The organism is Stenotrophomonas maltophilia group sp. RY12688, from assembly GCF_052149045.1.
In the GTDB taxonomy this organism is placed as follows: domain Bacteria; phylum Pseudomonadota; class Gammaproteobacteria; order Xanthomonadales; family Xanthomonadaceae; genus Stenotrophomonas; species Stenotrophomonas sepilia.
On sequence record NZ_CP197389.1, the window covers coordinates 1,842,046 to 1,865,554 of the forward strand.

General features: G+C 65.7%; 21 protein-coding genes, 1 tRNA gene and 1 pseudogene. 10 read left to right on the forward strand and 13 right to left on the reverse strand.

From position 1 onward, the window contains the following. Positions 1–5 precede the first annotated feature (5 nt). Positions 6–983 (forward strand): ABC transporter substrate-binding protein, encoded by a 978-nt coding sequence (locus ACS0OT_RS08725; protein ID WP_442256258.1) that lies wholly within the window; start codon positions 6–8, stop codon positions 981–983. Between the two features lie 174 nt (positions 984–1,157). Here ACS0OT_RS08725 and ACS0OT_RS08730 read toward each other — a convergent pair whose 3' ends face one another. Then, complete coding sequence (locus ACS0OT_RS08730; protein WP_065177495.1) at positions 1,158–4,277, reverse strand: discoidin domain-containing protein; 3,120 nt, start codon at positions 4,275–4,277, stop codon at positions 1,158–1,160. A gap of 512 nt (positions 4,278–4,789) precedes the next feature. Here ACS0OT_RS08730 and ACS0OT_RS08735 point away from each other — a divergent pair. Next, positions 4,790–5,287: a helix-turn-helix transcriptional regulator gene (locus tag ACS0OT_RS08735; protein ID WP_005416285.1), complete on the forward strand. Its 498-nt coding sequence runs from the start codon at positions 4,790–4,792 to the stop codon at positions 5,285–5,287. Between the two features lie 27 nt (positions 5,288–5,314). On the opposite strand, the pseudogene ACS0OT_RS08740 reads toward ACS0OT_RS08735, so the two are convergent. Beyond that, positions 5,315–6,390 (reverse strand): annotated as a pseudogene (locus ACS0OT_RS08740) (MBL fold metallo-hydrolase). A 105-nt stretch (positions 6,391–6,495) separates the two neighbouring features. Between ACS0OT_RS08740 and ACS0OT_RS08745 the strand changes: the two are divergent. Next, complete coding sequence (locus ACS0OT_RS08745) at positions 6,496–7,107, forward strand: TetR/AcrR family transcriptional regulator (RefSeq protein WP_005416287.1); 612 nt, start codon at positions 6,496–6,498, stop codon at positions 7,105–7,107. On the opposite strand, the gene ACS0OT_RS08750 is transcribed toward ACS0OT_RS08745, so the two are convergent. Further along, a complete protein-coding gene (locus ACS0OT_RS08750) occupies positions 7,104–9,050 on the reverse strand; it encodes an EAL domain-containing protein (RefSeq protein ID WP_442256261.1) in 1,947 nt (648 codons plus the stop codon). The two genes, ACS0OT_RS08745 and ACS0OT_RS08750, sit on opposite strands and share 4 nt — an antisense overlap. A 96-nt stretch (positions 9,051–9,146) precedes the next feature. Continuing rightward, positions 9,147–9,863 carry an SDR family NAD(P)-dependent oxidoreductase gene (locus tag ACS0OT_RS08755; RefSeq protein ID WP_065185125.1) on the reverse strand — a complete coding sequence of 239 codons (717 nt, stop codon included), beginning with the start codon at positions 9,861–9,863 and terminating at the stop codon, positions 9,147–9,149. A gap of 276 nt (positions 9,864–10,139) precedes the next feature. Here ACS0OT_RS08755 and ACS0OT_RS08760 point away from each other — a divergent pair, with 276 nt between their 5' ends. After that, a complete protein-coding gene (locus tag ACS0OT_RS08760; RefSeq protein ID WP_329844085.1) occupies positions 10,140–10,943 on the forward strand; it encodes an APH(3')-II family aminoglycoside O-phosphotransferase in 804 nt (267 codons plus the stop codon). Here ACS0OT_RS08760 and ACS0OT_RS08765 read toward each other — a convergent pair. Next, positions 10,916–11,341, reverse strand: a complete 426-nt coding sequence (locus tag ACS0OT_RS08765) for a DoxX family protein (protein WP_005416291.1) — start codon at positions 11,339–11,341, stop codon at positions 10,916–10,918. The two genes, ACS0OT_RS08760 and ACS0OT_RS08765, sit on opposite strands and share 28 nt — an antisense overlap. A 145-nt stretch (positions 11,342–11,486) precedes the next feature. On the opposite strand from ACS0OT_RS08765, the gene ACS0OT_RS08770 reads away from it, so the two are divergent. The 3 genes from ACS0OT_RS08770 (at position 11,487) to ACS0OT_RS08780 (ending at position 14,212) form a co-directional block, all read left to right on the forward strand. Then, a complete protein-coding gene (locus ACS0OT_RS08770) occupies positions 11,487–12,077 on the forward strand; it encodes a TetR/AcrR family transcriptional regulator (protein ID WP_442256263.1) in 591 nt (196 codons plus the stop codon). Further along, positions 12,074–13,108 carry a heparan-alpha-glucosaminide N-acetyltransferase domain-containing protein gene (locus ACS0OT_RS08775; RefSeq protein ID WP_053500027.1) on the forward strand — a complete coding sequence of 345 codons (1,035 nt, stop codon included), beginning with the start codon at positions 12,074–12,076 and terminating at the stop codon, positions 13,106–13,108. Before ACS0OT_RS08770 ends, ACS0OT_RS08775 begins: the two co-directional genes overlap by 4 nt. Positions 13,109–13,207: 99 nt before the next feature. Continuing rightward, positions 13,208–14,212, forward strand: coding sequence for an aminoglycoside phosphotransferase family protein (locus ACS0OT_RS08780; RefSeq protein WP_005416294.1), 1,005 nt, complete (start codon positions 13,208–13,210; stop codon positions 14,210–14,212). Positions 14,213–14,330: 118 nt separating this feature from the next. Here the strand turns inward: ACS0OT_RS08780 and ACS0OT_RS08785 are convergent, their stop codons facing one another. The 7 genes from ACS0OT_RS08785 to amaB all read right to left on the reverse strand — a co-directional run bounded on the left by ACS0OT_RS08785 (position 14,331) and on the right by amaB (position 20,976). Next, a complete protein-coding gene (locus ACS0OT_RS08785; RefSeq protein WP_005416295.1) occupies positions 14,331–15,218 on the reverse strand; it encodes a DMT family transporter in 888 nt (295 codons plus the stop codon). A gap of 32 nt (positions 15,219–15,250) precedes the next feature. Then, the gene (murB, locus tag ACS0OT_RS08790; RefSeq protein WP_164229548.1) at positions 15,251–16,312 is read right to left on the reverse strand and encodes a UDP-N-acetylmuramate dehydrogenase; all 1,062 of its coding nucleotides are present in this window, start codon (positions 16,310–16,312) and stop codon (positions 15,251–15,253) included. Between the two features lie 8 nt (positions 16,313–16,320). After that, positions 16,321–17,376 (reverse strand): quinone-dependent dihydroorotate dehydrogenase, encoded by a 1,056-nt coding sequence (locus ACS0OT_RS08795; protein WP_053500023.1) that lies wholly within the window; start codon positions 17,374–17,376, stop codon positions 16,321–16,323. Between the two features lie 8 nt (positions 17,377–17,384). Continuing rightward, on the reverse strand, positions 17,385–18,155 hold the full coding sequence (locus ACS0OT_RS08800; RefSeq protein WP_164229550.1) for a class I SAM-dependent methyltransferase: 771 nt from the start codon (positions 18,153–18,155) through the stop codon (positions 17,385–17,387). A 4-nt stretch (positions 18,156–18,159) separates the two neighbouring features. Further along, a complete protein-coding gene (locus ACS0OT_RS08805; RefSeq protein ID WP_005416299.1) occupies positions 18,160–18,444 on the reverse strand; it encodes a DUF4190 domain-containing protein in 285 nt (94 codons plus the stop codon). A 160-nt stretch (positions 18,445–18,604) separates the two neighbouring features. Beyond that, positions 18,605–19,444, reverse strand: coding sequence for an SDR family NAD(P)-dependent oxidoreductase (locus ACS0OT_RS08810; protein ID WP_442256267.1), 840 nt, complete (start codon positions 19,442–19,444; stop codon positions 18,605–18,607). Continuing rightward, complete coding sequence (gene amaB / locus ACS0OT_RS08815) at positions 19,444–20,976, reverse strand: L-piperidine-6-carboxylate dehydrogenase (RefSeq protein WP_005416301.1); 1,533 nt, start codon at positions 20,974–20,976, stop codon at positions 19,444–19,446. Before amaB ends, ACS0OT_RS08810 begins: the two co-directional genes overlap by 1 nt. Positions 20,977–21,159: 183 nt before the next feature. On the opposite strand from amaB, the gene ACS0OT_RS08820 reads away from it, so the two are divergent. The 3 genes from ACS0OT_RS08820 to ACS0OT_RS08830 all read left to right on the forward strand — a co-directional run bounded on the left by ACS0OT_RS08820 (position 21,160) and on the right by ACS0OT_RS08830 (position 23,075). Further along, positions 21,160–21,236 (forward strand) — tRNA-Arg (locus tag ACS0OT_RS08820). 133 nt (positions 21,237–21,369) lie between these two features. After that, positions 21,370–22,305, forward strand: coding sequence for a hypothetical protein (locus tag ACS0OT_RS08825; RefSeq protein WP_262219611.1), 936 nt, complete (start codon positions 21,370–21,372; stop codon positions 22,303–22,305). Beyond that, positions 22,302–23,075, forward strand: coding sequence for an HIRAN domain-containing protein (locus ACS0OT_RS08830; RefSeq protein WP_262219610.1), 774 nt, complete (start codon positions 22,302–22,304; stop codon positions 23,073–23,075). The genes ACS0OT_RS08825 and ACS0OT_RS08830 overlap by 4 nt, the downstream gene beginning before the upstream one ends. A gap of 2 nt (positions 23,076–23,077) precedes the next feature. Here the strand turns inward: ACS0OT_RS08830 and ACS0OT_RS08835 are convergent, their stop codons facing one another. Next, positions 23,078–23,212, reverse strand: coding sequence for a hypothetical protein (locus tag ACS0OT_RS08835; RefSeq protein ID WP_329889060.1), 135 nt, complete (start codon positions 23,210–23,212; stop codon positions 23,078–23,080). Positions 23,213–23,509: the final 297 nt, after the last annotated feature.

The window sequence follows — 23,509 nt, forward strand, 5'->3', positions numbered from 1 at the left end:
GCACCATGAGTCGTGCAGCATCGCGTCGTCCCTCGCGCAGCACCCTGTTGATCGTGGCGGTGCTGGTCATCGGCATTGCCGGTATCGTCTACTCGCGCGTGCGCCAGGCCCCGGAGGCTGCCACTGTGGCCGCGACCAGCCTGGCCGGTACCAACACCGCCGTGCTGAAGGGCACGCTCGACCCGAAGGCGCAGGCCCTGATTCCTGCGGGCTACCGCTTCGTCACGCCGGGCGCATTCACCGTGGCGACCCATCCGGGGCAGCTACCGCTGGCCGACTACGGCGCGGACAGCAAGGACGTGGTCGGCATCGAGCCCGACATCGCGCGGCTGATTGCCGATGCGTTGGGCCTGAAGCTGGTGATCGTGCCGGTCGCGTGGGCGGACTGGCCGCTGGGGCTGGAATCGGGCAAGTACGATGCGGTGCTGTCGAACGTGACGGTGACCGAAGAGCGCAAGAAGAAGTTCGACTTCTCCAGCTACCGCTACGATCTTCTGGGCATCTACACGCGCAGCGATGGGCCCATCCAGAAGATCGAGAAACCCGCTGATGTGGCCGGGCTGAAGGTCGTGGTGGGCGCCAGCACCAACCAGGACCAGATCCTGCGGCAGTGGGACCGGCAGAACATTGCGGCCGGCCTGAAACCGGTGGAGTACCAGTACTTCGATGACGCCGTGGTCGGCCGCTTGGCGGTGATCACTGGCCGCGCCGATGTCTCGTTCGAGCCCAATGCCACCGGCGCCTACTCGGCACGCGATGGCAAGGTGCGGCGCGTGGGCCTGTTCCCCGGTGGCTGGCCGAACGCTGCGGCGATCTCGGTGGCCACGCGCAAGGGCAGCGGCCTGGCCGATGCGGTGACGCAGGCGTTGAACACCCAGATCGGCAGCGGCACCTATGCGCAGGCATTGAAGCGCTGGAACGTGGCCGAGGAGGCGGTGCCGCAATCGCAGACCAATCCGCCGGGGTTGCCGACGCTGCAATGACACCGGGCGTGGCCCGGCGCTACCGCTGCTTCTGTAAAGCCGAGCCATGCTCGGCTGCAGTTCGCGCGGTGCGCGATGAGTCGAGCATGGCTCGACTCTGCAGGAGCATCCACCCATCGCGTGGATCTACTGGTGGAGTCTGCTTTCCGTAGAGCCGAGCCATGCTCGGCTGCTCTACCAACGCGCCTCCAGCGTTCTGAATGGTCTTGCCAGGCGCACGCCCTCCGCATCGAACGCGGTAACGTCGCGCCCATCCACACGCACGGTCTTCGGCATCGTCCGCGCCGGCCACCAGACCTTCACCGCCGTCCCACTGCGCAGGCCCTTGCCCAGCGTGATCGATAGCGTGCCGTCGCGTTGCCGTGCCTGCATCTGCAACGTGCCATACGCGGTGGGCAGGCGTTCCACCGCCAATCCATCGCCCGCCACCCACGAGGGGGGCGTGCCCGGCAGCAGTGAGAGCGCATCATCGTCTTCGCGCATCAGCATGCCGAACAGCGTGCGGCCGTATTCGGCACCGATCCAGGTGTGCGGCATGTCGCCCAGGTAGCGAGGAAAGCGCAGGCGTGAGTGCACGACCTCGGCCAGCACCTGCCACTGAAGCGGGCGCCGGTCATGCAGCAGCCCCTGCAGCAGCTCATCGGCGACCTGCGGCTGGCCCAGGTGTACGTAACTCAGCACGTTGCGGATCTCGTACGGTGTGTACGCGTACAGCGCACCGGGCTGGCTGCGCTTGCGCACGTCCTCCAGATAGCGCGCAAAGGTTGTCCGCAGCGCGTCGGCGGGCAACACGCTCTGTGCGCCGGTCGGGTCCAGTGCGATCGAAACGCCGGTGGGATCGCCATCGCCCAGGTCGGCCGAGGAGGGAATGAAGTCGATGCCCTTCCACGCCATCGTCGCCCGGATCGAGGCATGCAGTGCGTCGTAGAGCAGCTTGTATTGTTCGCGCGCCCAGGCTGCGGTCTCGTGGTCGCCCAGCGATTCGGCCAGCCAGGCACCGTCGTGCCAGCCCTTCAGGCCCCAATAGTCGTCCCAATAGCTGTGGGTGGGCGACGGGTAGCCCTCATGGCTGATCGACGGCGCAAGAATGCCTGCGAACCGTTCCGGCGAAGGCTGGTCAGCCTTGTAACCGGGCACCAGCGTGCGCTCGCGCAGCTCCTGCAGGAAGCGCAGCGCCGCTTTCACCTTCGGCAGATAGCCACGCACAGACTCGGGGCCGCCGTCCAAGCGCGCGACATCTGCCACCAGCGCGACGTACTGGCCCTGACTGTCGTACTCGATGTCTGATCCAAAGCCGGTGTTGACGCTACCATCGTCGTTGAGGATCGGTGAGACTAGGCCGTTGGGATGCACGCCGTGCTCGCTGTACCAGGCCAGGTAGTCGCGCGCCACGCGGGCTTCCCCCATGCGCAGCAGCACCGCCGAGGTGGCCATGCCGTCGCGGATGAAGGAACGGTTGTAGTTGCGCGGGCCGGGCTGCATGGCTGGACCGGTCTGGTTGATCAGCATGTAGGCGGCCTGCGCGCGCAGCATGTCCACCAGCGACGGATCGGGCAGGCGCAGGCCGACCTGGCCCAGCCGTGCCTGCCAGTCCGCAGACGCCTGCGTGGCCAGTGAATCAAACGCCGCACTGGCATCGTGGGGCAGCGTGGCCAGATCCAGCGCAGGCGCTTCGGGCAGCACGCCATTGGCATCGGCGGCGGCGGTGCCCAACGGGAACGCGACCACGACGGCATCACTGGTTCCCGGCGCCAACGAGACGCGGTAGTTCAATGCAGCCGAGGCAAGCCCCTGATCATCACGCACCTGTTGCGTGGAAGGCAGCTGGCCGGCAGCGAGGGTCGCGGTGATCTCCGTTGCGCCATCCTTGCCGAATGGCGCCGCACCCGACGCAGCCACCGGCGTGAGCGACTGCAGCAGCGTGCGGCCATTGATACGCAGGGCTTGCCCGTCGATGGTGACCTCGCGGATCGGGGACAGCCCGCCGTTCTGCCACGGTGGATTCATCTGCATCGGGCGCACCACCAGGCTGAGCGTGCCTTCGATCTTGGTGCTTCCCGTGTTCTGCAGCCGATGCCGCAGGAAGGTCACCGGCTGGCCATCGCGCTCGATGGCAAATACTTCACTGCGCAGCTGCAGGCCGGGTTGCGGTGACCAGGTGGCAGAGGGCATCGGCTTCCAGCCGTCGCGCAGGGCATGCTGCATTGCCTGCCCGGCGGCACCTGCGGCGCGCCCGTCAGCGCTACGCCAGATCGGCTGCACCAGTGGCGCGCCCTTGAAGGCTTCCAGGTTGCCGTACTCGTCGAAGATCGATTTCTGTCGTCCTGCATGCACACCCACGGCCGTCCAGTAGGTCTGCTGCATCTGCAGCGAGGCCGGGAACAACGCGCGCTGGGCGCCGCTGGCAACGATCTGATACTGCTTCATCGGCGTCATCACGGCTTTAGGACCGAGCAGGCGCAGGCGTGCGATCCGTGGCGCAGCGCCGTCCACGCTCAGGCGGAAAGCACGCAATGGCTGTGCTGCAGTGGCGGCCAGCCAGCTTTGCCGGTGACTGGCCGCCTGTGCATCGTGTGCGAGGTCCTGCCAACGGCCCTGTGCATCCTGCGCCTGTAGTCGGGCGGCGCCTCGTGCGCCATCGGCCCAGTCGACCACCAGGCCAGCCGTTGATTGGGCCTGCGGCAGCGTGATCTCGAACGTATGGGATCCATTTGCCCCGGCCGGCATCGCGACGGTGCCGCCGCCTTGCCAGAGCGCCGCTGCCTGCGTTGCATCGATACCGCTGATGCGTGCGCTGAGCGTGCTGTCCAGCGGCTCCATCTCGAAGATCGACACGCCCCAATCGGAAGTGCGCTGCGGGCTGGCCAGCCGCAGGTAGCGCGCCTGGCGCGGCGCGAAGTACAGCGTTTCCACATCGCCCAGCGAATCGGCCATCGTGTACGCGGTCTGCCACTGCCTGCCATCCATTGAGGTCTGCAGTGAATAGCCTTCCGGGTTCGATACGTCCCAGGTGAGGCGTGCGCCGGCCAGCAGGGTGGGCGCGCCCAGGTCGATCTGGAACCAGTGGCCCGGACTGAACGCGCCGCCGGTAACGGTCTTCGGGTTGCCGTCGATCAGGTGGCTGATCGCCATCGCCGGCACTTGCTGCGAGGAACTGCTGGCCTGCCATTGGCTGCGCGGGGGAAGGGTCTGTGCCTGTGCGCTGGAGGCCAGGGCGGCCAACAGCAGGGCAGCGGCAGGGCGCAATGGGAAGAACGGTGTGGAAACCTTGTAGCGTTCGGCGCGCAATGTCATTACGGACAGCCTCGCAGGTTCGACCGGAATCGGGCGAGCGCTACGCTAGCAAGGGATGTAAACGGTTACATGACGCACTGCAGCGCCGCTGGACGCTGGCGCTGCCATCACGGGAGGGCTGACGGATGTGGCTCTGGACGTGTAGCGCGGATTGGCTAGGGCACGTCGAAAGTCCGTCCGCGTGGTTGTCATTTGACAACCAATGTGAGCCGTGTGCAGACTATGGAGAACAAGGAATGTCTCGAGCGCGTCATCCAGACAAGGACATCGAAGCGGCGTTGCAGTTCGCGGAGGATCGTGGGTGGAGGCTCCGTATGGCGGGCGGCCATGCGTGGGGCCGGATGTATTGCCCTTACAACGACACCGATTGCCGATGCGGGGAGTTCTGCATCGTCAGCATCTGGAGCACACCGCGTAGCGGCAGCCATCATGCAAGGGCCTTGCGGCGTGTGGTCGAGAACTGCAGTCGTGAGCAATGAGATCTCGCTTCGTCAGAAGCGAAGGGGTCAATCATGGAATTCAACTTCACCCTGAAGTACCGCTTGCCGGACACAGGTATTGAAATCGGTGTCCTCGAGCAGCGCCTGGCCGAAGGCGGCTGTGACGACGCGCTTGTGGGCCTTGGGCTGCCGGGACGGCTGGCCTTGGCGTTCTGCCGCGAAGCAGATAGCGCAGGGGCTGCCCTGCGTTCGGCGCTGGACGATGTGCAGCGGGCCGTGCCCGGTGCCGAACTGGTTGAAGTGAGCCCCGATCTGGTTGGGCTCACTGACGTCGCAGACCTGCTCGGAATGTCGCGCCAGAACATGCGGAAGCTCATGCTGGCCAACCCGCAGTCGTTTCCATCCCCCGTGCATGACGGCTCGACCTCGATCTGGCATCTCGTCGACATTCTCGGTTGGCTGCGAGCGCGCGGCAGCGGGAAAGTCACGACGGAAATGACCGAGCTCGCCGCCGCTGCGCTACAGATCAATCTGGCCCGGGAAGGGCGCAGGCTTCACCCGAAGACGTAGCGGCGGCCAGAATTGTAGCCCACCGCATTACAGCTCCACCGTCTCCCACCAGCGCGTACCTGCCTGCGGCGCCTGCATGTCCAGTGCTTCGCCCATCATCGGCGTAGCCACTGCAACATTGTTTGCAGCGGCCAGCGCGGTGATGCGTTCGAATGGCTGCTGCCATGCGTGCAGGGCCAGGTCGAAGGTGCCGTTGTGGATCGGCAGCAGCCACTTGCCGCGCAGGTCCAGGTGCGCCTGCAGGGTCTGTTCCGGCTGCATGTGCACGAATGCCCAGCGTCGATCATAGGCGCCGGTCTCGATCATGGTCAGGTCGAACGGACCGTATTTCTCGCCGATGGCCTTGAAGCCGTCGAAGTAGCCGGTGTCGCCGCTGAAGAAAATGCGGAAGTCACCGTCCTGGATCACCCATGAAGCCCACAGGCTGCGGTCGCTGTCACCCAGCCCGCGGCCGGAGAAGTGCTGGCCCGGGGTCGCGGTCAGGCGCAGGCCGTTGGCTTCGGTGGATTGCCACCAGTCCAGCTGCTCGACCTTGCGCGCATCCACCCCCACGCGATCAGCTGGTCGCCAACGCCAAGCGGTGCGATGAAGCGCGCGGTCTTGCCGGCCAGCTGCATGACCGCGGCATGGTCCAGGTGGTCATAGTGGTTGTGCGAGAGGATCACACCGGCGATCGGCGGCAGCGCGTCGATGCTGATCGGCGGTGCATGGAAGCGTGCCGGCCCCATCCACTGCACCGGCGAGGCGCGCTCGGAGAACACCGGATCGGTCAGCCAGTACTGGCCACGCAGCTTCAGCAGGATCGTGGAGTGCCCCAGCCGGAACAGGCTGCGATCCGGTGCGGCGTCCAGCGTGGCGCGGTCCAGCGGCTTCACCGGAATCGGGTGCGCGGGCACGGTGCCCTTGGGCTTGTTGAACAGGAACGTCCACCAGATCTCCGCGCCGTCGCGCAGGCCCATCGCCGGACGGGGCAGGGCATTGCGGAACTTGCCATCACGGTACTGCGGCGAATCGGGGAAGTCGGGAAGGGACCAGGACTTGCAGAAGGTGTAGGTGGTCACGGCGAGGATTCCGAGCAGGAGGACAAGGAGCAGGCGCTTCATGGGTGACGTCCGCTGGGTACACTGCACAGTGTAGTTTCGTGTTTTTTAAAAAGTACACTGTCGAGTGTAAAATGGAGGCATCCGTTCAGTTATCCGGTTCCCGCCATGTCCCGTCCCCCGCAACGCCTGACCGACCGCAAACGTGACGCCATCGTGCGCGCGGCGGTGGAGGAGTTCCGTGCATCGGGCTACGAGGCGACCAGCATGGACCGCATCGCCGAGGCGGCGGGGGTCTCCAAGCGCACCGTCTACAACCATTTCCCGAGCAAGGAAGCACTGTTCTCGATGATCCTGGAGGAGCTGTGGGAGCGCAGCGTGGCCAGCGACGCACTGCCGTACCGCGCCGACCAGCCGCTGCAGACGCAGCTGCTGCAGTTGCTGGGCCAGAAGCTGGACCTGCTCAGCGATGGGAATTTCATCGATCTGGCGCGGGTCGCGATGGCCGAGATCATCCATTCACCGGAGCGCGCGCAGGCCATCGTCTGCCGCATGGGCGAGAAGGAAAGTGGCGAGAGTGCCTGGATCCGCGCAGCAATTGCCGATGGCCGCCTGCGCGAGGTGGATCCGGACTTTGCCGGCCACCAGTTGCATGGGCTGGTGAAGAGCTTCGCGTTCTGGCCGCAGGTCACGATGGGGCAGCCACCGTTGACCGCGCAGGAACGTGCGCGCGTGGCCGAATCGGCGGTGGCGATGTTCCTGGGGTTCTACGCGGTCTAGCTGGCTGCGAAGCGACGGAACTCGTCGGCCGGCAGCGCCGCCGAGTACAGGTAGCCCTGGCCGACATCCACCCCGAGTGCGCGCAGCTTCTGTTCCTGGGCCAGGGTCTCGGTACCCTCGGCCACCACGATCGCGCCGCAGCGGTGCGCGACCTCGACGATGAAGCGCACGATCGACTGCGACTTGGCGTCGGACAGCGTGGCGATCAGCGCCTGCTCGATCTTGACCTCGGCGATGGCCAGCTGCGAAAGCAGGATCAGGGTTGAATAGCCGGCGCCGAAATCATCCAGCGACAGGGTGACCCCGGCTGCCAGCAGCTGTGCGATGTTGGCATCGACCACGTCGCGCTCGACGATTTCGGTCCATTCGACGATCTCCAGGCGCAGCATCGCACCGGGGATGTCATGCAGCTGAAGCAGCTCCTGCAGGCGCAGGCCGAAGTCGGGCAGGCGCAGCGATTCGGCTGAAACATTGACTGCAATTGTCAGCGCCGCGCCGTCCCGCCGGCAGTGCTGCAGGAAGTGCACCGCCGACCGCAGCGTGGCCCATTCCAGGTCTGCCAGCCGCCCCTGCCGGCGCAGCAGCGAGATCACCCGCATCGGGGCAATCGGCCGGCCTTCGCCGTCGCGCATGCGCAGCAGTGCTTCGGCGCCGACCAGTTGGCGGTCCTGCAGACGATGCTTGGGCTGGTAGCACAGCGGCGCATTGCCCTGCTGCAGCCAGTGCTCGAGCGCAGCCTCGATCAGGGCGTCGATCTCGCTGTCGCGCTGGATCGGGTCATCGAAGAACACCACGCCCGACTCGATCGCGCTCAGTGCCACGGTTATGGCGCGGAACGGAAGATGTCCTTCGTCGGCATCAGCGGGGGGCTTCAATTCAACCACTGCACAGCGGAACAGTGGCCGGAAGCCCGGCCAATCGCGGCCGACCCGATCGGCCAGATTGCTGGCCAGCTCGGTGATCTGCGGTTGCGTCCGCAGTGTGGACAAGGTCAGGCCGCGCACCAGGATCGCCAGCGCGGCATCACCGAACTGGTAGATCTCCAGCTGCGCAGCCGACAGCGAGGGCAGCAACCGATGCACCTCCTCGGTGCTGTCGCGCTGCCACAGGCCGTTGTCCTGCAACGGCCCGTAGCGCAGGCGCAGATCGCGCAGGTTGCCCATCTCGGCCACGATCAGGCAGGCCTTGCCCGTGCCGTCGTTATCCCGCCAGTACTGTTGTAGGCGTTCACCGAGCGCACGCATGTTGGGCAGCCCGCTGATCGGATCGATGCGGAGCCAGGCCTGTTCGCGCTGGCGTTGCGCATCGATCTGGGCATCGTTGTAGACCAGCGCGAACACAGCGCCGAGCACGAGCAGCGAGACCGGCAGTGCCAGCACGCGCTGGATCGCCAGCTCGGCCACCGGCAGTTGATCGGCGCCAATGATCGCCACACCCAGCGCCAAACCCAGAGCGGTTACCCCGATACGCACGCCCCAGGCCTGCAGGATCATGCGCGGCGAGAGCTCGTTGAGCATGCGCGGGTACAGGTGCCTGCGCAGCCAGACGCCGGCCACCATCTGCAACACGGCCTCAAGGCTGGCAGGCAGGAAGAACGGGATACCGACGAACTGGTAGCGGGCCAGCAGGGCGGCGGTCAGGCAGGCCAAGCCCCCGCGCCAGCCGCCCAGCAGGCCACTGACCAGCAGGATGTCGAAGCCGAGGTGCAGCTTGACCACACCCTGGGGATAACGGGCCACGAACCAGGAATTGAACAGGTAGATCAGGCCCAGCGCTACGCCGACATACAGGCGGCGGCCTTCAATGGCATGCCCGGCGCGACGGGTGGCGATCAGCAGCACGCCGATCATGCCGATCACTGCCGTGGCCTGCAGCAGATACAGCGGCAGGCTGGGCAGGGCGCTGTCCAGGACCTGGGTCGAGACCCGTGAAAGCGCATCCATAGCAGGTTCCCGCCTGTGACCGACGGCCAGTGACGAGCAGGGTAAACCACGACCGCGCGCGCGGCCACTGAGCGTGCTCTGCGGCGGCCGGCAAGGTCAGTAGCGCGGGTCGGCGATGGCGGGCAGCACCAGTTCGCGCACGAAGCCGGAGGATGACAGCTGCAACAGGGCGCTTACCATGGCCACGACATCGTGGACCGGCACCTGCTCACCGTCGCCGCGCGCTGCGGCCTCGGCCACCGGCACCGACAAGGCGTCGTCGGTGTTGAGGTAGCCCAACTGCAGGCTGGTCACCGCCAGCCGGCGATCGCGGAAGCCTTCGCGCAGCGCATCGGCGATGCCGTTGAGGGCGAACTTCGAGGCGCCGAACGCCACTTCCGGGCGGCCACTGCGAGGCAGGGCCGAGGTCGAACCGGTCAGCACCAGCTGCGGGCGCGCTGCGCCCAGTACGCGGGGCAGCAGGCGTTGCAGCAGTAAAAGGGTCGCGGTGATGTTGACGTCGACCAGCTTCGTGAGTGCAGCATCGCTTTCATCGAGGAAGGCGTACTCGTCGCTGAAGGCCTTGTCTTCCCAGATGCCCAGGTTGTGGATCAGCACATCGATATCGGTCGGTGCCTGCGCTGCGATGTGGTCGGCAGCCACGGTCGGCCGGGACAGGTCTGCTTCGATCCATTGCAGGGTGACGCCGTCAGCGCAGGCGATGCCGCACGGGCGGTTGCGCGAGACACCAATCACAGTGTCACCCATGGCACAGAGGCCTTCCACGAACGCGCGCCCCAGGCCCTTGCTGGCGCCGATGACCATCAATCTCATGTTGCTTCCTCGTTGTACTGCGGCAGCCACGATCGGCTGCCAGAACGGTGCTCCACTTGGCGAACGCGCGCAGGCCGCCGCGTTCGGCGGTAAGGGTCGAGGCCGTGTCGTCGAACTGGCACCGGTACCGTGGCAGCAGCCGTCGCTGCTGCAGGCGCTGGGACGCAGTGGCCGCCGACCGCCCGGTCAGCTCGCACATCGCCTCCCGCACCGGGGGCGATGTGCGCCAGGATGAGCGAGAATGCGTAGGGTCACCGGCAACAGGAATCTCCTGGCATGGACGAGCACAACGCCACCACTGATGGCATGCCGCTGCCGTTGGCGTGGCAGAAAGCGTTGGCCGACGCGCGCATCGAGCGGCAGTCGATGGGTGTTTCGCGGGCCGACGTTGCCCGCGTGCTGCGGCCAGGTAGACCCGACGCCTTCCTCAAGTCGGAACTGATCGATGCCTTCAGTGAGCTGGGCGATGAGATCGCGCGCCTGCGCTGGCTCCAGGCACAGGGACAACCGGCGCCAACGGTGATTGCCACGGCCGAAGAAGCGGGCCGGCACTGGTTGCTGATGAGCGCGCTGCCTGGCCGCGATCTGGCTTCGTCGCCGGAACTCGCGCCGCAGCAACGGGTGGAGATACTGGCCGACGCGCTGCGCGGGCTGCATGCGTTGCCGGTAGCAGCCTGTCCGTTCGATCAGCGGCTGGCCTCGCGCCTGCCGGCCGCGCAGGCACGGGTCGAGGCGGGGCGCGTGGACGCCGATGACTTCGATGACGAACGCCTGGGACAGAGTCCACAGCAGGTCTTCGCCCAACTGTGCAGCAATCGTCCCGATCATGAAGATCTGGTGGTCAGTCATGGCGATGCCTGCCTTCCGAATCTGATGGTGGCCGAGGGGCGTTTCAGCGGTTTCATCGACTGTGGGCGGCTGGGCGTGGCCGACCGTTACCAGGACCTGGCGCTGGCCGCGCGCAGCCTGGTCCACAACTTCGGTGATACGCGTTGGGTCACGCCGTTGTTCCAACGCTACGGCGCTGTAGCGGACGAGCGCCGGTTGGCGTTCTACCGGCTGCTCGACGAGTTCTTCTGAGCCCGCGCGCGGCTGGCGATGGCCGCGCAGATCAGCCCACCGATCACGCTCAGGTGTTCCAGTGCGAAGAACAGGGCCAGCTGCTGTTCCGCGCCGTGCTTGGTCCAGAAGGCATGCACGATGGCGATGGTCAGCAGCATGAACACCGCCAGCGCGCCGCTGCCCAGCCAGAGCAGGCGATCAAGTAGCAGGCACAGTGAGCCACCCAGCAGCACCACGGCGCTGGCGAGGTTGAACAGCACAGGCGGTTGCAGCCCGGCCGCCTGCATTTCGGCCACGCTGTTGTCCCACGCCAGCAGCTTGGCCAGACCCGATGACAGGAACACCACGGCCAGCAGCAGTCGGGCCAGGAACCACAGCACGCGGCTGTCGAGCAGGGCGGTGATCATCCGCGGCATGAAGTCTCTCCGGGTTGGGCTTGGAACGGGCCGCGCAGCATCGGGCCTCAACCGCAGTTGAGGTCAAGGGCCGGCTGAACGGAACTCGCTGGTTGGCCGGGTTGCCATCTTCCATGTGGACGAACGTTCGTTCATTATTGGCGCCATGAACCGAGCCGACCGCAACGCGCAACGCAACGCGCAGATCCTGCAGGCCGCCCTGCAGTGCTTCCTCGCCAAGGGATTCCACCAGACCAGCATGCGTGACATCGCGCAGGCGGCCGACGTCAGCCTGGGCAATCTCTACAACCACTTCCCTGGCAAGGAAGCGATCATCCTTGCAGTGGCCGTGGCCGAGAGCGAGGAATTGGCGCCGTTGCTGCAGCGGCTGTCCGTGGCCGACGGTGATCGCACGCAGGTGCTGGCGTTCCTGCAGGACTTCCACACGCTGTGCAGCCATCCGGAATGGGCGACGCTCGCCGTCGAAGTGCTGGCCGAGAGCGCACGCAATCGGGCCGTGGCCGAGGCATTTGCGGCCAATCGCAGGCAGTTGCAGGCTGTGCTGGCCGAAGCGCTGCAGCAGGTGGCACAGCGTGAACGTCGGCGTCCCGTGCTGGCCCCGGCACTGCAGGCGCAGGTGCTGCTGGATGCCATCGAAAGCGATGCGCTGCGTCGCGGGCTGGGCGAAGCCGGTGGCACCGATGAGGCTCCGCTGGACCCTGGCCTGCTCGCGCTGCTGCTCGGTGCACGCGCATGAGCGCGGTTGAGCGGCGATTGCACGGCCTCGATCTGGCACGGTATCTGGCGCTGGCAGGCATGGTGCTGGTCAATTTCCGCCTGGCGATGGCCGTGCCGGCAGAGGGTCAGGGTTGGCTGGCCGGCTTCTTCCATCTGCTGGAAGGCAAGGCCTCTGCGACCTTCGTCACCCTGGCCGGACTTGGCCTGGTACTGGCCACACAGCGCCTTGGCTGGATGCCGGCCGGCGCGCAGACCTGGCGGCGCGCGCTGTTCCTGCTGGTACTGGGCCTGCTCAACCTGACCCTGTTCCCGGCCGACATCCTGCACTACTACGCGGTGTATTTCGCGCTGGCGGTGCTGTGGCTGCGTGCGTCGTCACGGGTGCTGCTGGCCAGCATCGCCGGCCTGGCGGCCGGGTCGTTCTGGGCACTGCTGCACTGGAATTACAGCCAGGGCTGGAACTGGCAGACGCTGGAGTATGCCGGTCTCTGGCAGTGGCCGGGTGCCGCGCGCAACCTGCTGTTCAACGGCTTCCATCCCTTGCTGCCCTGGATGTGCTTCTTCCTGCTGGGCATGCTGCTGGCGCGCCTGCCGTTGTCACAACCGCGGGTGCAGCGTGCGTTGCTGCTGGTGGGCCTGCTGCTGATCGGCGCAGGCCAGGCCGTGCAGCACCTTGCGCAGGGAACGCCCTGGCAGCCGTGGCTGGGAACGCAGCCGATGCCGCCGGGACCGGCCTACGTGTTGACCGGTGCGGGCGCAGCCTGCAGTGCGATTGCCGCGTGCCTCTGGATCAGCCGCCGTTATCCGGGGGATTGGCTGGAACCGCTGACTGCAGCAGGGCGAATGACCCTGACCCTCTACGTCGGCCACATCCTGCTGGGCATGGGTACGCTGGAATGGTTGGGGCTGCTCGATGGCAGCGCGTCGCTACCGACCGTGCTGCTGTGGGCGCTGTTGTTCCTGATGCTGGCCACGGGCGCAGCGTGGCTGTGGTCATGGCGGTTCACGCGGGGGCCATTGGAAGCGGTGATGCGTCGCGTCGCCGGCTAGCACGTTGGTCGCGCAGGCACGATGTTGTGACGGACATGTCTGTGTCGTGGCGGGCACATCTGCGATAGTTGTCGCAGATAACACTTTCCGCTTGCATCCATGTCATCCGCTTCGGCGCAGCATCTCGGCGAAGTCCTCCAGCAATCCTATGGCATCACCGCGACCGCCGTGGTGCCACGCCCGGTTGGCGCCGATGCCAACGCCAGCGTGTATCGCATCGATGCACGGCGCGGGCAGTGGTGGTTGAAATGCCGCAGTTATCAGGTGGCCCCTGCCGTCTGGGACACCCTGCATTGGCTGCGCGGCACGCTGGGTATCGAGGAGATCGTTGCGCCCTGGCCGGCGTTGACCGGCGGGGCATCGGTGCAGCGCTGGGGCCTGCAGTTCACCCTGTTCCCGTATGTGGAAGGCCAGTCCGGTTTCGAGGCGGCATTGAGCCGCACGCAATGGCAACGGTTGGGCGAGGTGCTGCGGCGCCTGCACGAGGCGTGCCCGCCACCGGCGCTGCAGGAAGCGCTGCCAAGCATCCGGATGGAAACCGCGGCGCTTGATACCGTCGGGCAGTGGCTGGCCGGCGAAGGCCTGGCGGCTGCCAAGGATGGGCTGGGCCGTGCCTTCGTTTCCGTCTGGGACCAGCAGCACGCGCGCATCGCGGCGCTGCACGCGCAGGCACTGCAGCTGCACGCGGCGTTGCAGGATGTGCCGGTGCGGCTGCACCTGTGCCACACCGACCTTCATGCCGGCAATCTGCTGATGGGCAATGACGGCGGCCTGCACCTGATCGACTGGGATGGCCTGTCGCTGGCACCGCGCGAGCGCGACCTGATGTTCATCGGTGGCGCTGTCGGCGGGCGCTGGGGCCGCGAGAACCCGTTGGGATTCGAGGAAGGCTATGGCAGTGACCGCGGCGACCCTCGCTGGATCGCCTGGTACCGTCACTGGCGCATCCTGCAGGACCTGATCGAGTTCCAGCAGGTCCTGCTGGGCAGCGATGGAGAGGACCGGTCGCCGCAGCTGCGCCGGCAGTCGCTGCATTTCCTCAGCGAACAGTTCGCACCGGGCAATGTGTTCGACGCGGCCGAGCGGGTGTATCGCGCGCTGTAGATCCACGCCATGCGTGGATGAACCCTGCGCGCTCAGTCAACGGTGGAGGCGCGAAGAGCAGCCGAGCGTAGGCTCGGCTCTACAGAGGAGTGCAGCGTCATCCACGCGTGGCGCGGATTTACTCGGCGGGCTTCGCCGCTGATGAGGCGGCTGCGCTGGCGGCGCGGCGCGACAGCACGGCCTCGCGGTGGGCAATGTAGGCGTTGGCGGCGAGGATGATGCCGGCGCCGATGATCGTCCAGCGGTCCACGCTTTCGTTGAACAGCAGCCAGCCGAACAGCGTCACCAGCGGCAGCTGCAGGAAGCTGATCGGGGTCAGCGCCGAGACTTCACCCAGGCGCAGCGCCCGCGTCCACAACAGCTGGCCGATGGTGCCGAGCACGCCGGTGGCCAGCAGCCACAGCCAGGCCATGCCGCTCGGCCAGACCCAGACGAACAGCGCCGGAACCAGCGACAGCGGCACCCAGAACACGTAGGTGTAGAGCACCACGGTATCGGCGCTGTCGACGCGGGTGAGCTGCTTGATCTGGATCGCCACCAGCGAACTGAGCACTGCGGCGGCCACGGCGACCAGGCTGCCCGCGGTGAAGCCGGCGGTACCGGGTCGCACGATCACCAGCACACCGATGAAGCCGACCACGACCGCGGCCCAGCGGCGCACGCGCACGGTTTCACCCAGCCACAGCACGGCGGCGATGGTGACGAACAGCGGCGTGGAGTATGAGAGCGACACCGCCTGCGCCAACGGCAGGTGGCCCAGTGCCCAGAACGCGCACAGCATCGAGCCCAGGCCAATCGCACTGCGCACGAAATAGCGCGGCAGCTGTTGCGTCTTCAGCGGAGCACGGCCCGGCCGCAGCAGCATCGGCAGCAACGCCAGCAAGCCGAAGGCATTGCGGAAGAACGCGACTTCCTGGGTTGGCACGTACCGGGTGGCGTAGCGGATCGCGACCGCCATCAGGCCGAACGCCATCGTACTGCCGAGCATCAACAGCGCCGCCCGCATCGGGGCGGCGCTGGGGGAGAGGGCGGGAGTGTTCACCACTGTGCGCCGAGCAGGCGGGGCTCCGGTTCGATCGGCACGCCGAACTTCTCCAGCACCGAGGCCGAAATGCGGCGCGCCAGCGCCAGCAGCTCAGCACCGCTGGCATTGCCGTGGTTGACCAGTACCAGCGCGTGGCTGGGGGCCACGCCGGCATCGCCTTCGCGGAAGCCCTTCCAGCCGCAGGACTCGATCATCCATGCCGCCGAGACCTTGCGCTTGCCGTCCTGCTCGGCCGGGAACACCGGCAGGTCGGGGAAGTGCTGCAGCAGCACGTCGACCTGTTCCAGCGGCAGCACCGGGTTCTTGAAGAAGCTGCCGGCGTTGCCCAGTACATCCGGGTCGGGCAGCTTGCGGCGGCGGATCGCGATCACGGCATTGGCAACGTCCACTGCGCTCGGCAGCTCCACGCCCTGTGCCTGCAGTTCCTCGCGGATGCCGGCGTAGTCCATGCGCAGATCGTGCAGCAGTGGCAGCTTCAGTTCGATGGCGGTGATCAGGTAGCGATCCGGTTGCTGCTTGAACACGCTGTCGCGGTAGGCGAAGCCACACTGTTCGTTGTCCAGCCGTACCCAGGCCTGTTGCTGGCAGTCCCAGGCCTCGACGGCCTGGATGAACTCGCCGACCTGCGCGCCATAGGCGCCGATGTTCTGGATCGGCGCGGCACCGGCGGTGCCGGGAATCAGCGCCAGGTTCTCCAGCCCGGACAGGCCTTCCTGCAGCGACCACATCACCAGGCCATGCCACGGCACGCCGGCGCCGGCACGGATCACGGCATGGTCGGCGCGGTGTTCAAGGAAACTGATGTCACGGTTGCCGAACACCAGCACGGTGCCGGGCAGGTCCTCGGCGATCAGAACGTTGCTGCCGCTGCCCAGCACCAGCAGCGGGCCGCTGGCCACCTCGGGCAATGCCAGCACCTCCGGCAGCAGCGCGGCATCGTGCAGTTCCAGCAGCTGCGCGGCGCTGGCCTGCACATGGAAGGTATTCAGCGCCTGCAGCGGCGCATTGCGGGTGAGCGTCCAGCGCAGCGGGGCGTTGCCGTCGATGGTATCCATGGGCGCGCTCACAGCGGGGCCACCGCGCCGCGGCTTGGCGCTTCACGGCGGCGACGGATCGCCTCCACGCATTCGGAAACCAGCGCCGGTCCACGGAAGATCAGGCCGCTGTAACACTGCACCAGTGCCGCGCCTGCGGCCATCTTGGCCACGGCATCGGCGCCGGACAGGATGCCGCCGACGCCGATCAGCGGCACCGATTCGGGCAGGCGCGAACGCAGGCGGCGCAGCACCAGCGTGGACTGCTCCAGCACCGGTGCACCGGACAGGCCGCCAGCCTCATTGGCCAGCGGATCGCCGGCCACCCTGCTGTGGTCGATGGTGGTGTTGGTGGCGATCACGCCGTCCACCTGCAGTTCGCCCAGCACGCGGGCGGCGGCGTCGATATCGCGTTCGCTGAGGTCCGGCGCCACCTTCACCAGCATCGGCACGCGTCGGCCGTGGCGGGCAGCAAGGTCTTCCTGGCGGTCGCGCAGCTGGCTGACCAGCTGGCGCAGCGCGGTCTCTTCCTGCAGCTCACGCAGGCCTGCGGTGTTGGGCGAGGAGATGTTGACGGTGATGTAATCGGCCAGCGGGTACACCTTGTCCAGGCAGGCAATGTAATCGTCCACGGCCTGTTCGTTGGGGGTGTCCTTGTTCTTGCCGATGTTGATGCCGAGCAGGCCGCGGCGGTTGCGCGCGCGCTCGACGTTGCGCACCAGCGCGTCCACGCCCGCATTGTTGAAGCCCATGCGGTTGATGATCGCGTTGTGTTCCGGCAGGCGGAACAGGCGCGGTTGCGGATTGCCGGCCTGCGGGCGCGGGGTGATGGTGCCGATTTCGACGAAGCCGAAGCCGAGCGCGAACAGTGCATCGATGTGCTCGCCGTTCTTGTCCAGGCCGGCGGCCAGGCCGACCGGATTGGGGAAGGTCAGCCCGAACACCGTGCTGGGCATCGGCGCGATGCGTGCGGCCAGCAGCGGCGTGGTGCCGGTGCGATAGGCCAGGTCCAGTGCGGACAGGCCGAGGCCGTGGGCGCGTTCGGCGTCGAGCGAGAACAGGAAGGGGCGGGCAAGCGAATACATGCGTCGGTTCAGTCCAGCGTGCCGAGGAAGGCTCGGGTTCGATATTCAAAAGCGACCTGGCCGTCCACCGCATGGGCGGCGAACAGGTCCTGCAAAGCGTCGATCATCGGCGCGTGGCGGGGATGACCGGATTGGGGTGCGTAGGAGGAGGACAGCAGGCGCCCGCGCAGGGCGTCGAAGTCCAGATGCTGCACGTTCGGCAGCTCTACCCTGCCGCGCAGGCCGGGGCCGAACCAGGCCTGCATGGTGGCATCGTCCTGGTAGCGCTCGGCCACAGCGGTGTAGTCGGTGCCGTAGTCCAGCAGCAACTGTTCGTAGCCGATCAGGAACGGGCTGGCATCGAGCAGGCGCGAATTCCAGTAGATCAGTGCCTGGCCACCGGGGCGCAGGATGCGCTGCCACTCGGCGCGCACCGCCACGGTGTCGAACCAGTGAAAGGCCTGCGCGACGCTGACCAGATCGATGCTGGCATCGTCCAGTGTGGTGGCCTCGGCGCGGCCGTCCACCGCACGGAACTGCGGGTACTGCGGTGCCAGCCACTGTTCGGCGGCGGCGCGCATCGCAGCGTTGGGCTCGACCGCCACCAGCGGATGACCGCTGGCGAGAAACGGACGGCTGGAGATGCCGGTGCCGGCGCCGATGTCGGCGACACGGGCCTGGTGGCTGACGCCCATCGGGCCGTGCAGCCAGTCCAGCAGTGCGGGCGGGTAGTCGGGCCGGTAGCGGACGTAGTCGGCGACGCGGCTGCTGAAGCGTTCAGTGCTGTCGGAGGCGGTCATGGCGTCAGTTCGACACCGCCGCCAGCCATGCCAGGCCGCCGAAGAACAGGATGAAGACCAGGACGGCGGCAAGCACGGCGCCGACCATGACCCAGCCCAGCACCAGGCCGGTAACGGCCAGGCCGTCGCCTTCCAGTTCATGCGGGCGGCGGCGGATCTCGGCGCGGGCCATGTGGCCGGTGATGATGGCGACGATGCTGGCCACGAAGGGCAGGACGGTCCAGCTGGCGATGCCCATGACCAGGCTGACCACGGCCAGGGCGCTTGTCTGTCGGGGTGCCACGCTCATCGGGTCCTCCTTGGCAGTGTGCACATGATAGTGCCTCTGCCCGGGCAATCCCATGGGCAGTGCCCTGTAGAGCCGAGCCCATGCTCGGCTGCCCCCTTGGGCTGATGCGGGATCGACCGCGTCTTGCGTGCAAGCCGAGCATGGGCTCGGCTTTACAAATTCAGCCCATCAACACCTGGCCGCCATCCACGTTGAGCACGCTGCCGGTAACCCAGCGCGCCAGTGGCGAGCACAGGAACAGGGCGGCGTCGGCAATCTCGCGCGGATGGCCGAAGCGGCCGAACGGGATCTTCGCCAGGGTGCCGTGGTACAGCGCTGGATCCTCGATCCGGCGACGGTCCCAGAGCCCGTCATCGAACTCGATCGAGCCCGGTGCGATGGCGTTGACCCGGATCCGGTCCTTGGCCAGCGCCAGCGCCTGCGAGGTGGTGTAGTGCGAAAGCGCGGCCTTGGCAGCGGCGTAGGGCGCGCCGCCGGGACGCGGCTGCTGCGCGGCAATCGACGACAGATTAAGGATGCAGGCATCGCCGGACGCGCGCAGCCAGGGCAGGGCCAGGCGCGAGGCACGCACGGCCGCCATCAGGTCGATCTGCAGGCTGGCGGCCCAGCCCTCCTCATTGTCGGCCATGCCGTAGCCGGTGGCATTGTTGACGAGCACATCGATGCCGCCGAGGGCATCGGCGGCGGCCTGCAGCCAGGCCTGGATCTGGCCGGGATCGGCCAGATCGGTGGAAAACGCATGCAATGGCGTGCCCTGCGCCTGTGCATCGGTGCGCAGGGCCTCCAGGCCGGCCTGGCCGCGCGCGCAGACCGAGACCTGCGCACCGGCACCAGCAAAGGCCAGTGCCATTTCACGACCAATGCCCTTGCTGCCGCCGGCAATGAGCACGCGGCGGCCGCTGAAATCGAGGATCGGAGCCCCTGCGGGGATCCGACCCTGGGCATGGCTCAGATCCCCGGAGGGGCTCTGACCCACAGACGTGTCTGCGTCGCTTGCCATCACAGGTCGAACTTGATGCCCTGCGCCAGCGGCAGCGAATCCGAATAGTTGATGGTGTTGGTCTGGCGGCGCATGTAGACCTTCCAGGCATCCGAACCGGACTCGCGGCCACCGCCGGTGTCCTTCTCGCCACCGAAGGCGCCGCCGATCTCCGCACCGGACGTGCCGATGTTGATGTTGGCGATGCCGCAGTCGCTGCCGGCGGCCGACAGAAACTTCTCGGCGGTCTTCAGGTTCTGGGTGAAGATCGAGGACGACAGGCCCTGCGGCACGCCGTTCTGCATGTCGATGGCTTCGTCGAGGGTGTCGTACGGCATCACGTACAGGATCGGTGCGAAGGTCTCGTGCTGGACCACGGCGTCGCTGTTCTTCAGGCCCGTGACGATTGCAGGCAGCACGAAGTTGCCGGCGCGGTCGATGCGGGTGCCGCCGGTCTCGATGGTGCCGCCGGCCGCCTTGGCCTGGGCAATGGCATCGAGGAACTGCTGCACGGCGCCTTCGCTGTTCAGCGGGCCCATCAGGTTGGCGGCATCGGTCGGATCGCCGATCTTGCCTTCCACCTGCTTGTAGGCCTTGACCAGGGTGGCCAGCACGTCGGCGTAGATCGAGCGGTGCACGATCAGGCGGCGGGTGGTGGTGCAACGCTGGCCGGCAGTGCCGACCGCACCGAACACGATGCCCGGCACGGCCAGCTTCAGGTCGGCGGTTTCGTCCAGGATGATCGCGTTGTTGCCGCCCAGTTCCAGCAGGCAGCGGCCGAGGCGGCGTGCGACCTTCTCGTTGACGGTGCGGCCGACCTGGGTCGAGCCGGTGAAGCTGATCAGCGGCACGCGGCGGTCATCGACCATCTTTTCCGACAGCGCGGTGCCGGCATCGTTGATCAGGAAGAAGATGTCCGGGAAGCCCGCTTCGCGCAGGGCATCGTTGCAGATCTTCAGCGAGGCGATGGCGGTCAGCGGCGTCTTGTTGGACGGCTTCCAGATGCACACGTCGCCACAGATCGCCGCCAGGAACGAGTTCCAGCTCCACACCGCGACCGGGAAGTTGAAGGCCGAGATGATGCCGACCAGGCCCAGCGGGTGGTACTGCTCGTACATGCGGTGGCCGGGGCGCTCGGAATGCATGGTGTAGCCGTACAGCATGCGGCTCTGGCCCACGGCGAAATCGGCGATGTCGATCATCTCCTGCACCTCGCCATCGCCTTCCGGCTTGCTCTTGCCCATTTCCAGGGCAACCAGCGAACCCAGGGCGTCCTTGTGCCTGCGCAGCGCTTCGCCGCACAGGCGCACGGCTTCACCGCGGCGCGGCGCCGGCGTGGTACGCCAGACCTTGAAGGCTTCCTGGGCGCGGGCGACGACGGTCTCGTACTCGGCCTCAGTGGTGGCGCGGACCTGCGCGATCGGCTCGCCGGTGGTCGGGTTGACCGGGGTGATCAGCTCACCGCTGGTCGCGCTCGACCACTCCCCGTTGCCCAGGTACGTGCCAGCGTTGATCGCGTCCAGGCCAAGGGACTTGAGCAGCTCGGAAGACATGCAGACTCCTGTGTTTCGTTACGTTGTTTGGCGCCATCGCGGGCAGGTGGGGGACGCGATGAACTGAATCGCCGATGGTAGCAGAGCGCCCCGTCCGGCCATGATGCAACGCGCCAGGGGAACCGGGTGGAACATGAATGCTTGGAGGGCAGGGCACGTTGGCTGTAAACTTCCCGGCTGCATGGCCCCGTAGCTCAGCTGGATAGAGCGTCCCCCTCCTAAGGGGAAGGTCGCCCGTTCGAATCGGGCCGGGGTCACCATAAATCAACAACTTATGGGAGCTCGCTTGCGTCCGGCTCGCCACAAACTGCCGTCGAATGATCGGGGTTTGGCACAGCTGGCACATCGATCCGGTGCCAGTAGTCGCAGCTGATGCGACCAAAGGAGTGCATTGTGCTGGACGTGGTATCGGTTGATGCGCGTGATCTTGAGACGTTTGAGCAGCTGGGCAGCAAAGACAAGTTCTGGTACGACGACAGGAAGTACCTGTTCAAGGCGCGTCGGCCTGAAACCGGCGAGGACTGGGCTGAAGTTGTGGCTGCACAGATCGCTGACCGGATCGGACTGCCGCACGCTCGCTACGATCTGGCTGAGGCGATAAATCTTCCTGCTGCCGGCCCAGAGGAGGGAGCCCGAGAGTCGCGCGGGGTCAGGAGTTTGAACTTCACCCCCTGGGATGGTCGGCTCGTGGTAGGCAATGAGCTTATCGGGCCTTCCCCTAGCGAGTCAGCCGCGCGAGCCGTCAAGGCAGCGCAGAGACGCTCATTTCACACGCCATCACGCATCTATGGTCTATTGGTGCGCATGAGCTTTTTGGAGCTGCCAATCGACTGGCAGTCACCCGACGAGCTTATGACTCCGATTGGCGTGATGGCGGGCTATTTGATGTTTGATGTTTTGATCGCGAACCAAGATCGGCATGAGGAGAACTGGGGTTTTGTCACCTGTAACAATCATGTTTATCTAGCTCCAACCTTCGATCATGCATCGAGTCTTGGTCGTGAATTAAGGGATGAAAAGCGTGCCGGAAAGTTGCGAAGTGTGGCTGAAGAGCACGGTGTTGCGGGCTATGCTTCAAAGGCGCGGAGTCAGATGCACGATAAGAAGACTGGTGAGCGACTTTCGACCGTTGCGGCCTTTCTGGAGTTTGGGGCGTTCTGCCAGGAGGCATCCCGATATTGGTTGAGTCAGCTGGGTGGATTGGATGAAGAATATTTTCGCCGGTTATTTTCCGAAATTCCCGATACACATATAACTGATGTGGGTCGAGAATTTGCAATTAGACTTTTAATGGAAAATAAGAAAAGGTTGCTGGCACTAAAGCTATGAAGACTCTCTATTTGGCTTTGCAGGATTTGTCTTCACGTGCATGGTTCCCGGTCGCGCGTGTGGATCAGCTCAGTAGTGATGAGGCGGGTGACGATATCTTCCTCTTGCGCTACACGCATGGCGTCAATCGCTTCAGCAATTTTAATGGCTTTGGTCGGATGCTCAATACCAAAGCTCACTATTTCTCTCACGGTCTATTTCCTCTGTTGAAGAACCGGGTGATTTCGAGAAATCGGGCGGATTTTTCGGCGTTCGCTCGCTGGGTAGGGAAGGCAGAGTCGGAGCTCTCTTACTTCGATGAGATTGCGTTAACGGGGGGGCTGCGGGGAACAGATTCTATGGAAATCATCCCGGTTCCTGAACGTTCCGCCGACGGCAAATATCGCGTTTCGTTTTTCGTGCACGGGGTTCGCTATTTGTCCGAACGAGAGCAAGCGGAGTTCGCTCATCTGCAAGCGGGAGATCAGTTGGTTTTAGTTCCGGAATTTAACAACGAAGTTGACCGACATGCCTTGCTGCTGAAGCGACACGGATCAGCGCACCATGTGGGATACGTGCCAAGGTATTTTTCCAAGGATTTTAGTGAACTTCTTAATGCTGGTGGCTCTGAAGTGCAGGTAAGCGTCCAGAAGGTTAACGCAGATGCACCAATTGCCTTTCGAGTTCTCTGCAGTTTTCAGGCGCCATGGCCTGATGATTTCGACGCGTGTAGGGGAGGCGACTTTGAGCCGCTGGTCGATACTCCTGACCATCTGCACGTGGTGGCTTAAATTTAGAATCTAAGCCGCGCAACTGCGCCGTCGCCACCGTCGGGAGTGAGGTGAGCGTAGTATTTTTCGGTAGTAGCGTAATCCGCGTGGCCTGCCAGGACTTGAACGCGTCGAAGGGGAACGCCGGCCATGACCATATGGGCGCAGGGTGTGGCGAAGCCTATGAAGGTGCCCGCCTATACCGGCTAGGTCCGAATCCTTCTTGAACCAGTCGGACACGGTGTCCTTGTGCACCGTGACGAGCGGATCAGGCAAGTGGCGTAACGCCCACTTGGCGTAGCGGTTGAGGGGAACTTCCCGCCATTTTCCTGACTTCGTCCTGCCTTCACCGCTTTCATCCGGGTCGCTCTCCACCAGGAGGCGGCCCGCGACAACCGAGCTTTTCTCCAGGCCGATGATCTCGCCCCGCCTTAGCCCGGTGTGAGCCATCAAAA

Excerpts from the sequence above, each read along its gene's own strand:
- ACS0OT_RS08795 (WP_053500023.1), bottom strand. The coding sequence starts at position 17,376 with ATGTATTCGCTTGCCCGCCCCTTCCTGTTCTCGCTCGACGCCGAACGC.
- ACS0OT_RS08775 (WP_053500027.1), top strand. The coding sequence starts at position 12,074 with ATGAGCGCGGTTGAGCGGCGATTGCACGGCCTCGATCTGGCACGGTAT.
- ACS0OT_RS08765 (WP_005416291.1), bottom strand. The coding sequence starts at position 11,341 with ATGCCGCGGATGATCACCGCCCTGCTCGACAGCCGCGTGCTGTGGTTC.
- amaB (WP_005416301.1), bottom strand. The coding sequence starts at position 20,976 with ATGTCTTCCGAGCTGCTCAAGTCCCTTGGCCTGGACGCGATCAACGCT.
- ACS0OT_RS08830 (WP_262219610.1), top strand. The coding sequence starts at position 22,302 with ATGAAGACTCTCTATTTGGCTTTGCAGGATTTGTCTTCACGTGCATGG.
- ACS0OT_RS08760 (WP_329844085.1), top strand. The coding sequence starts at position 10,140 with ATGGACGAGCACAACGCCACCACTGATGGCATGCCGCTGCCGTTGGCG.
- ACS0OT_RS08745 (WP_005416287.1), top strand. The coding sequence starts at position 6,496 with ATGTCCCGTCCCCCGCAACGCCTGACCGACCGCAAACGTGACGCCATC.
- ACS0OT_RS08725 (WP_442256258.1), top strand. The coding sequence starts at position 6 with ATGAGTCGTGCAGCATCGCGTCGTCCCTCGCGCAGCACCCTGTTGATC.
- ACS0OT_RS08780 (WP_005416294.1), top strand. The coding sequence starts at position 13,208 with ATGTCATCCGCTTCGGCGCAGCATCTCGGCGAAGTCCTCCAGCAATCC.
- ACS0OT_RS08770 (WP_442256263.1), top strand. The coding sequence starts at position 11,487 with ATGAACCGAGCCGACCGCAACGCGCAACGCAACGCGCAGATCCTGCAG.
- ACS0OT_RS08810 (WP_442256267.1), bottom strand. The coding sequence starts at position 19,444 with ATGGCAAGCGACGCAGACACGTCTGTGGGTCAGAGCCCCTCCGGGGAT.
- ACS0OT_RS08730 (WP_065177495.1), bottom strand. The coding sequence starts at position 4,277 with ATGACATTGCGCGCCGAACGCTACAAGGTTTCCACACCGTTCTTCCCA.
- murB (WP_164229548.1), bottom strand. The coding sequence starts at position 16,312 with ATGGATACCATCGACGGCAACGCCCCGCTGCGCTGGACGCTCACCCGC.
- ACS0OT_RS08755 (WP_065185125.1), bottom strand. The coding sequence starts at position 9,863 with ATGAGATTGATGGTCATCGGCGCCAGCAAGGGCCTGGGGCGCGCGTTC.
- ACS0OT_RS08785 (WP_005416295.1), bottom strand. The coding sequence starts at position 15,218 with ATGCGGGCGGCGCTGTTGATGCTCGGCAGTACGATGGCGTTCGGCCTG.
- ACS0OT_RS08750 (WP_442256261.1), bottom strand. The coding sequence starts at position 9,050 with ATGGATGCGCTTTCACGGGTCTCGACCCAGGTCCTGGACAGCGCCCTG.
- ACS0OT_RS08800 (WP_164229550.1), bottom strand. The coding sequence starts at position 18,155 with ATGACCGCCTCCGACAGCACTGAACGCTTCAGCAGCCGCGTCGCCGAC.
- ACS0OT_RS08835 (WP_329889060.1), bottom strand. The coding sequence starts at position 23,212 with ATGGTCATGGCCGGCGTTCCCCTTCGACGCGTTCAAGTCCTGGCAGGC.
- ACS0OT_RS08805 (WP_005416299.1), bottom strand. The coding sequence starts at position 18,444 with ATGAGCGTGGCACCCCGACAGACAAGCGCCCTGGCCGTGGTCAGCCTG.
- ACS0OT_RS08735 (WP_005416285.1), top strand. The coding sequence starts at position 4,790 with ATGGAATTCAACTTCACCCTGAAGTACCGCTTGCCGGACACAGGTATT.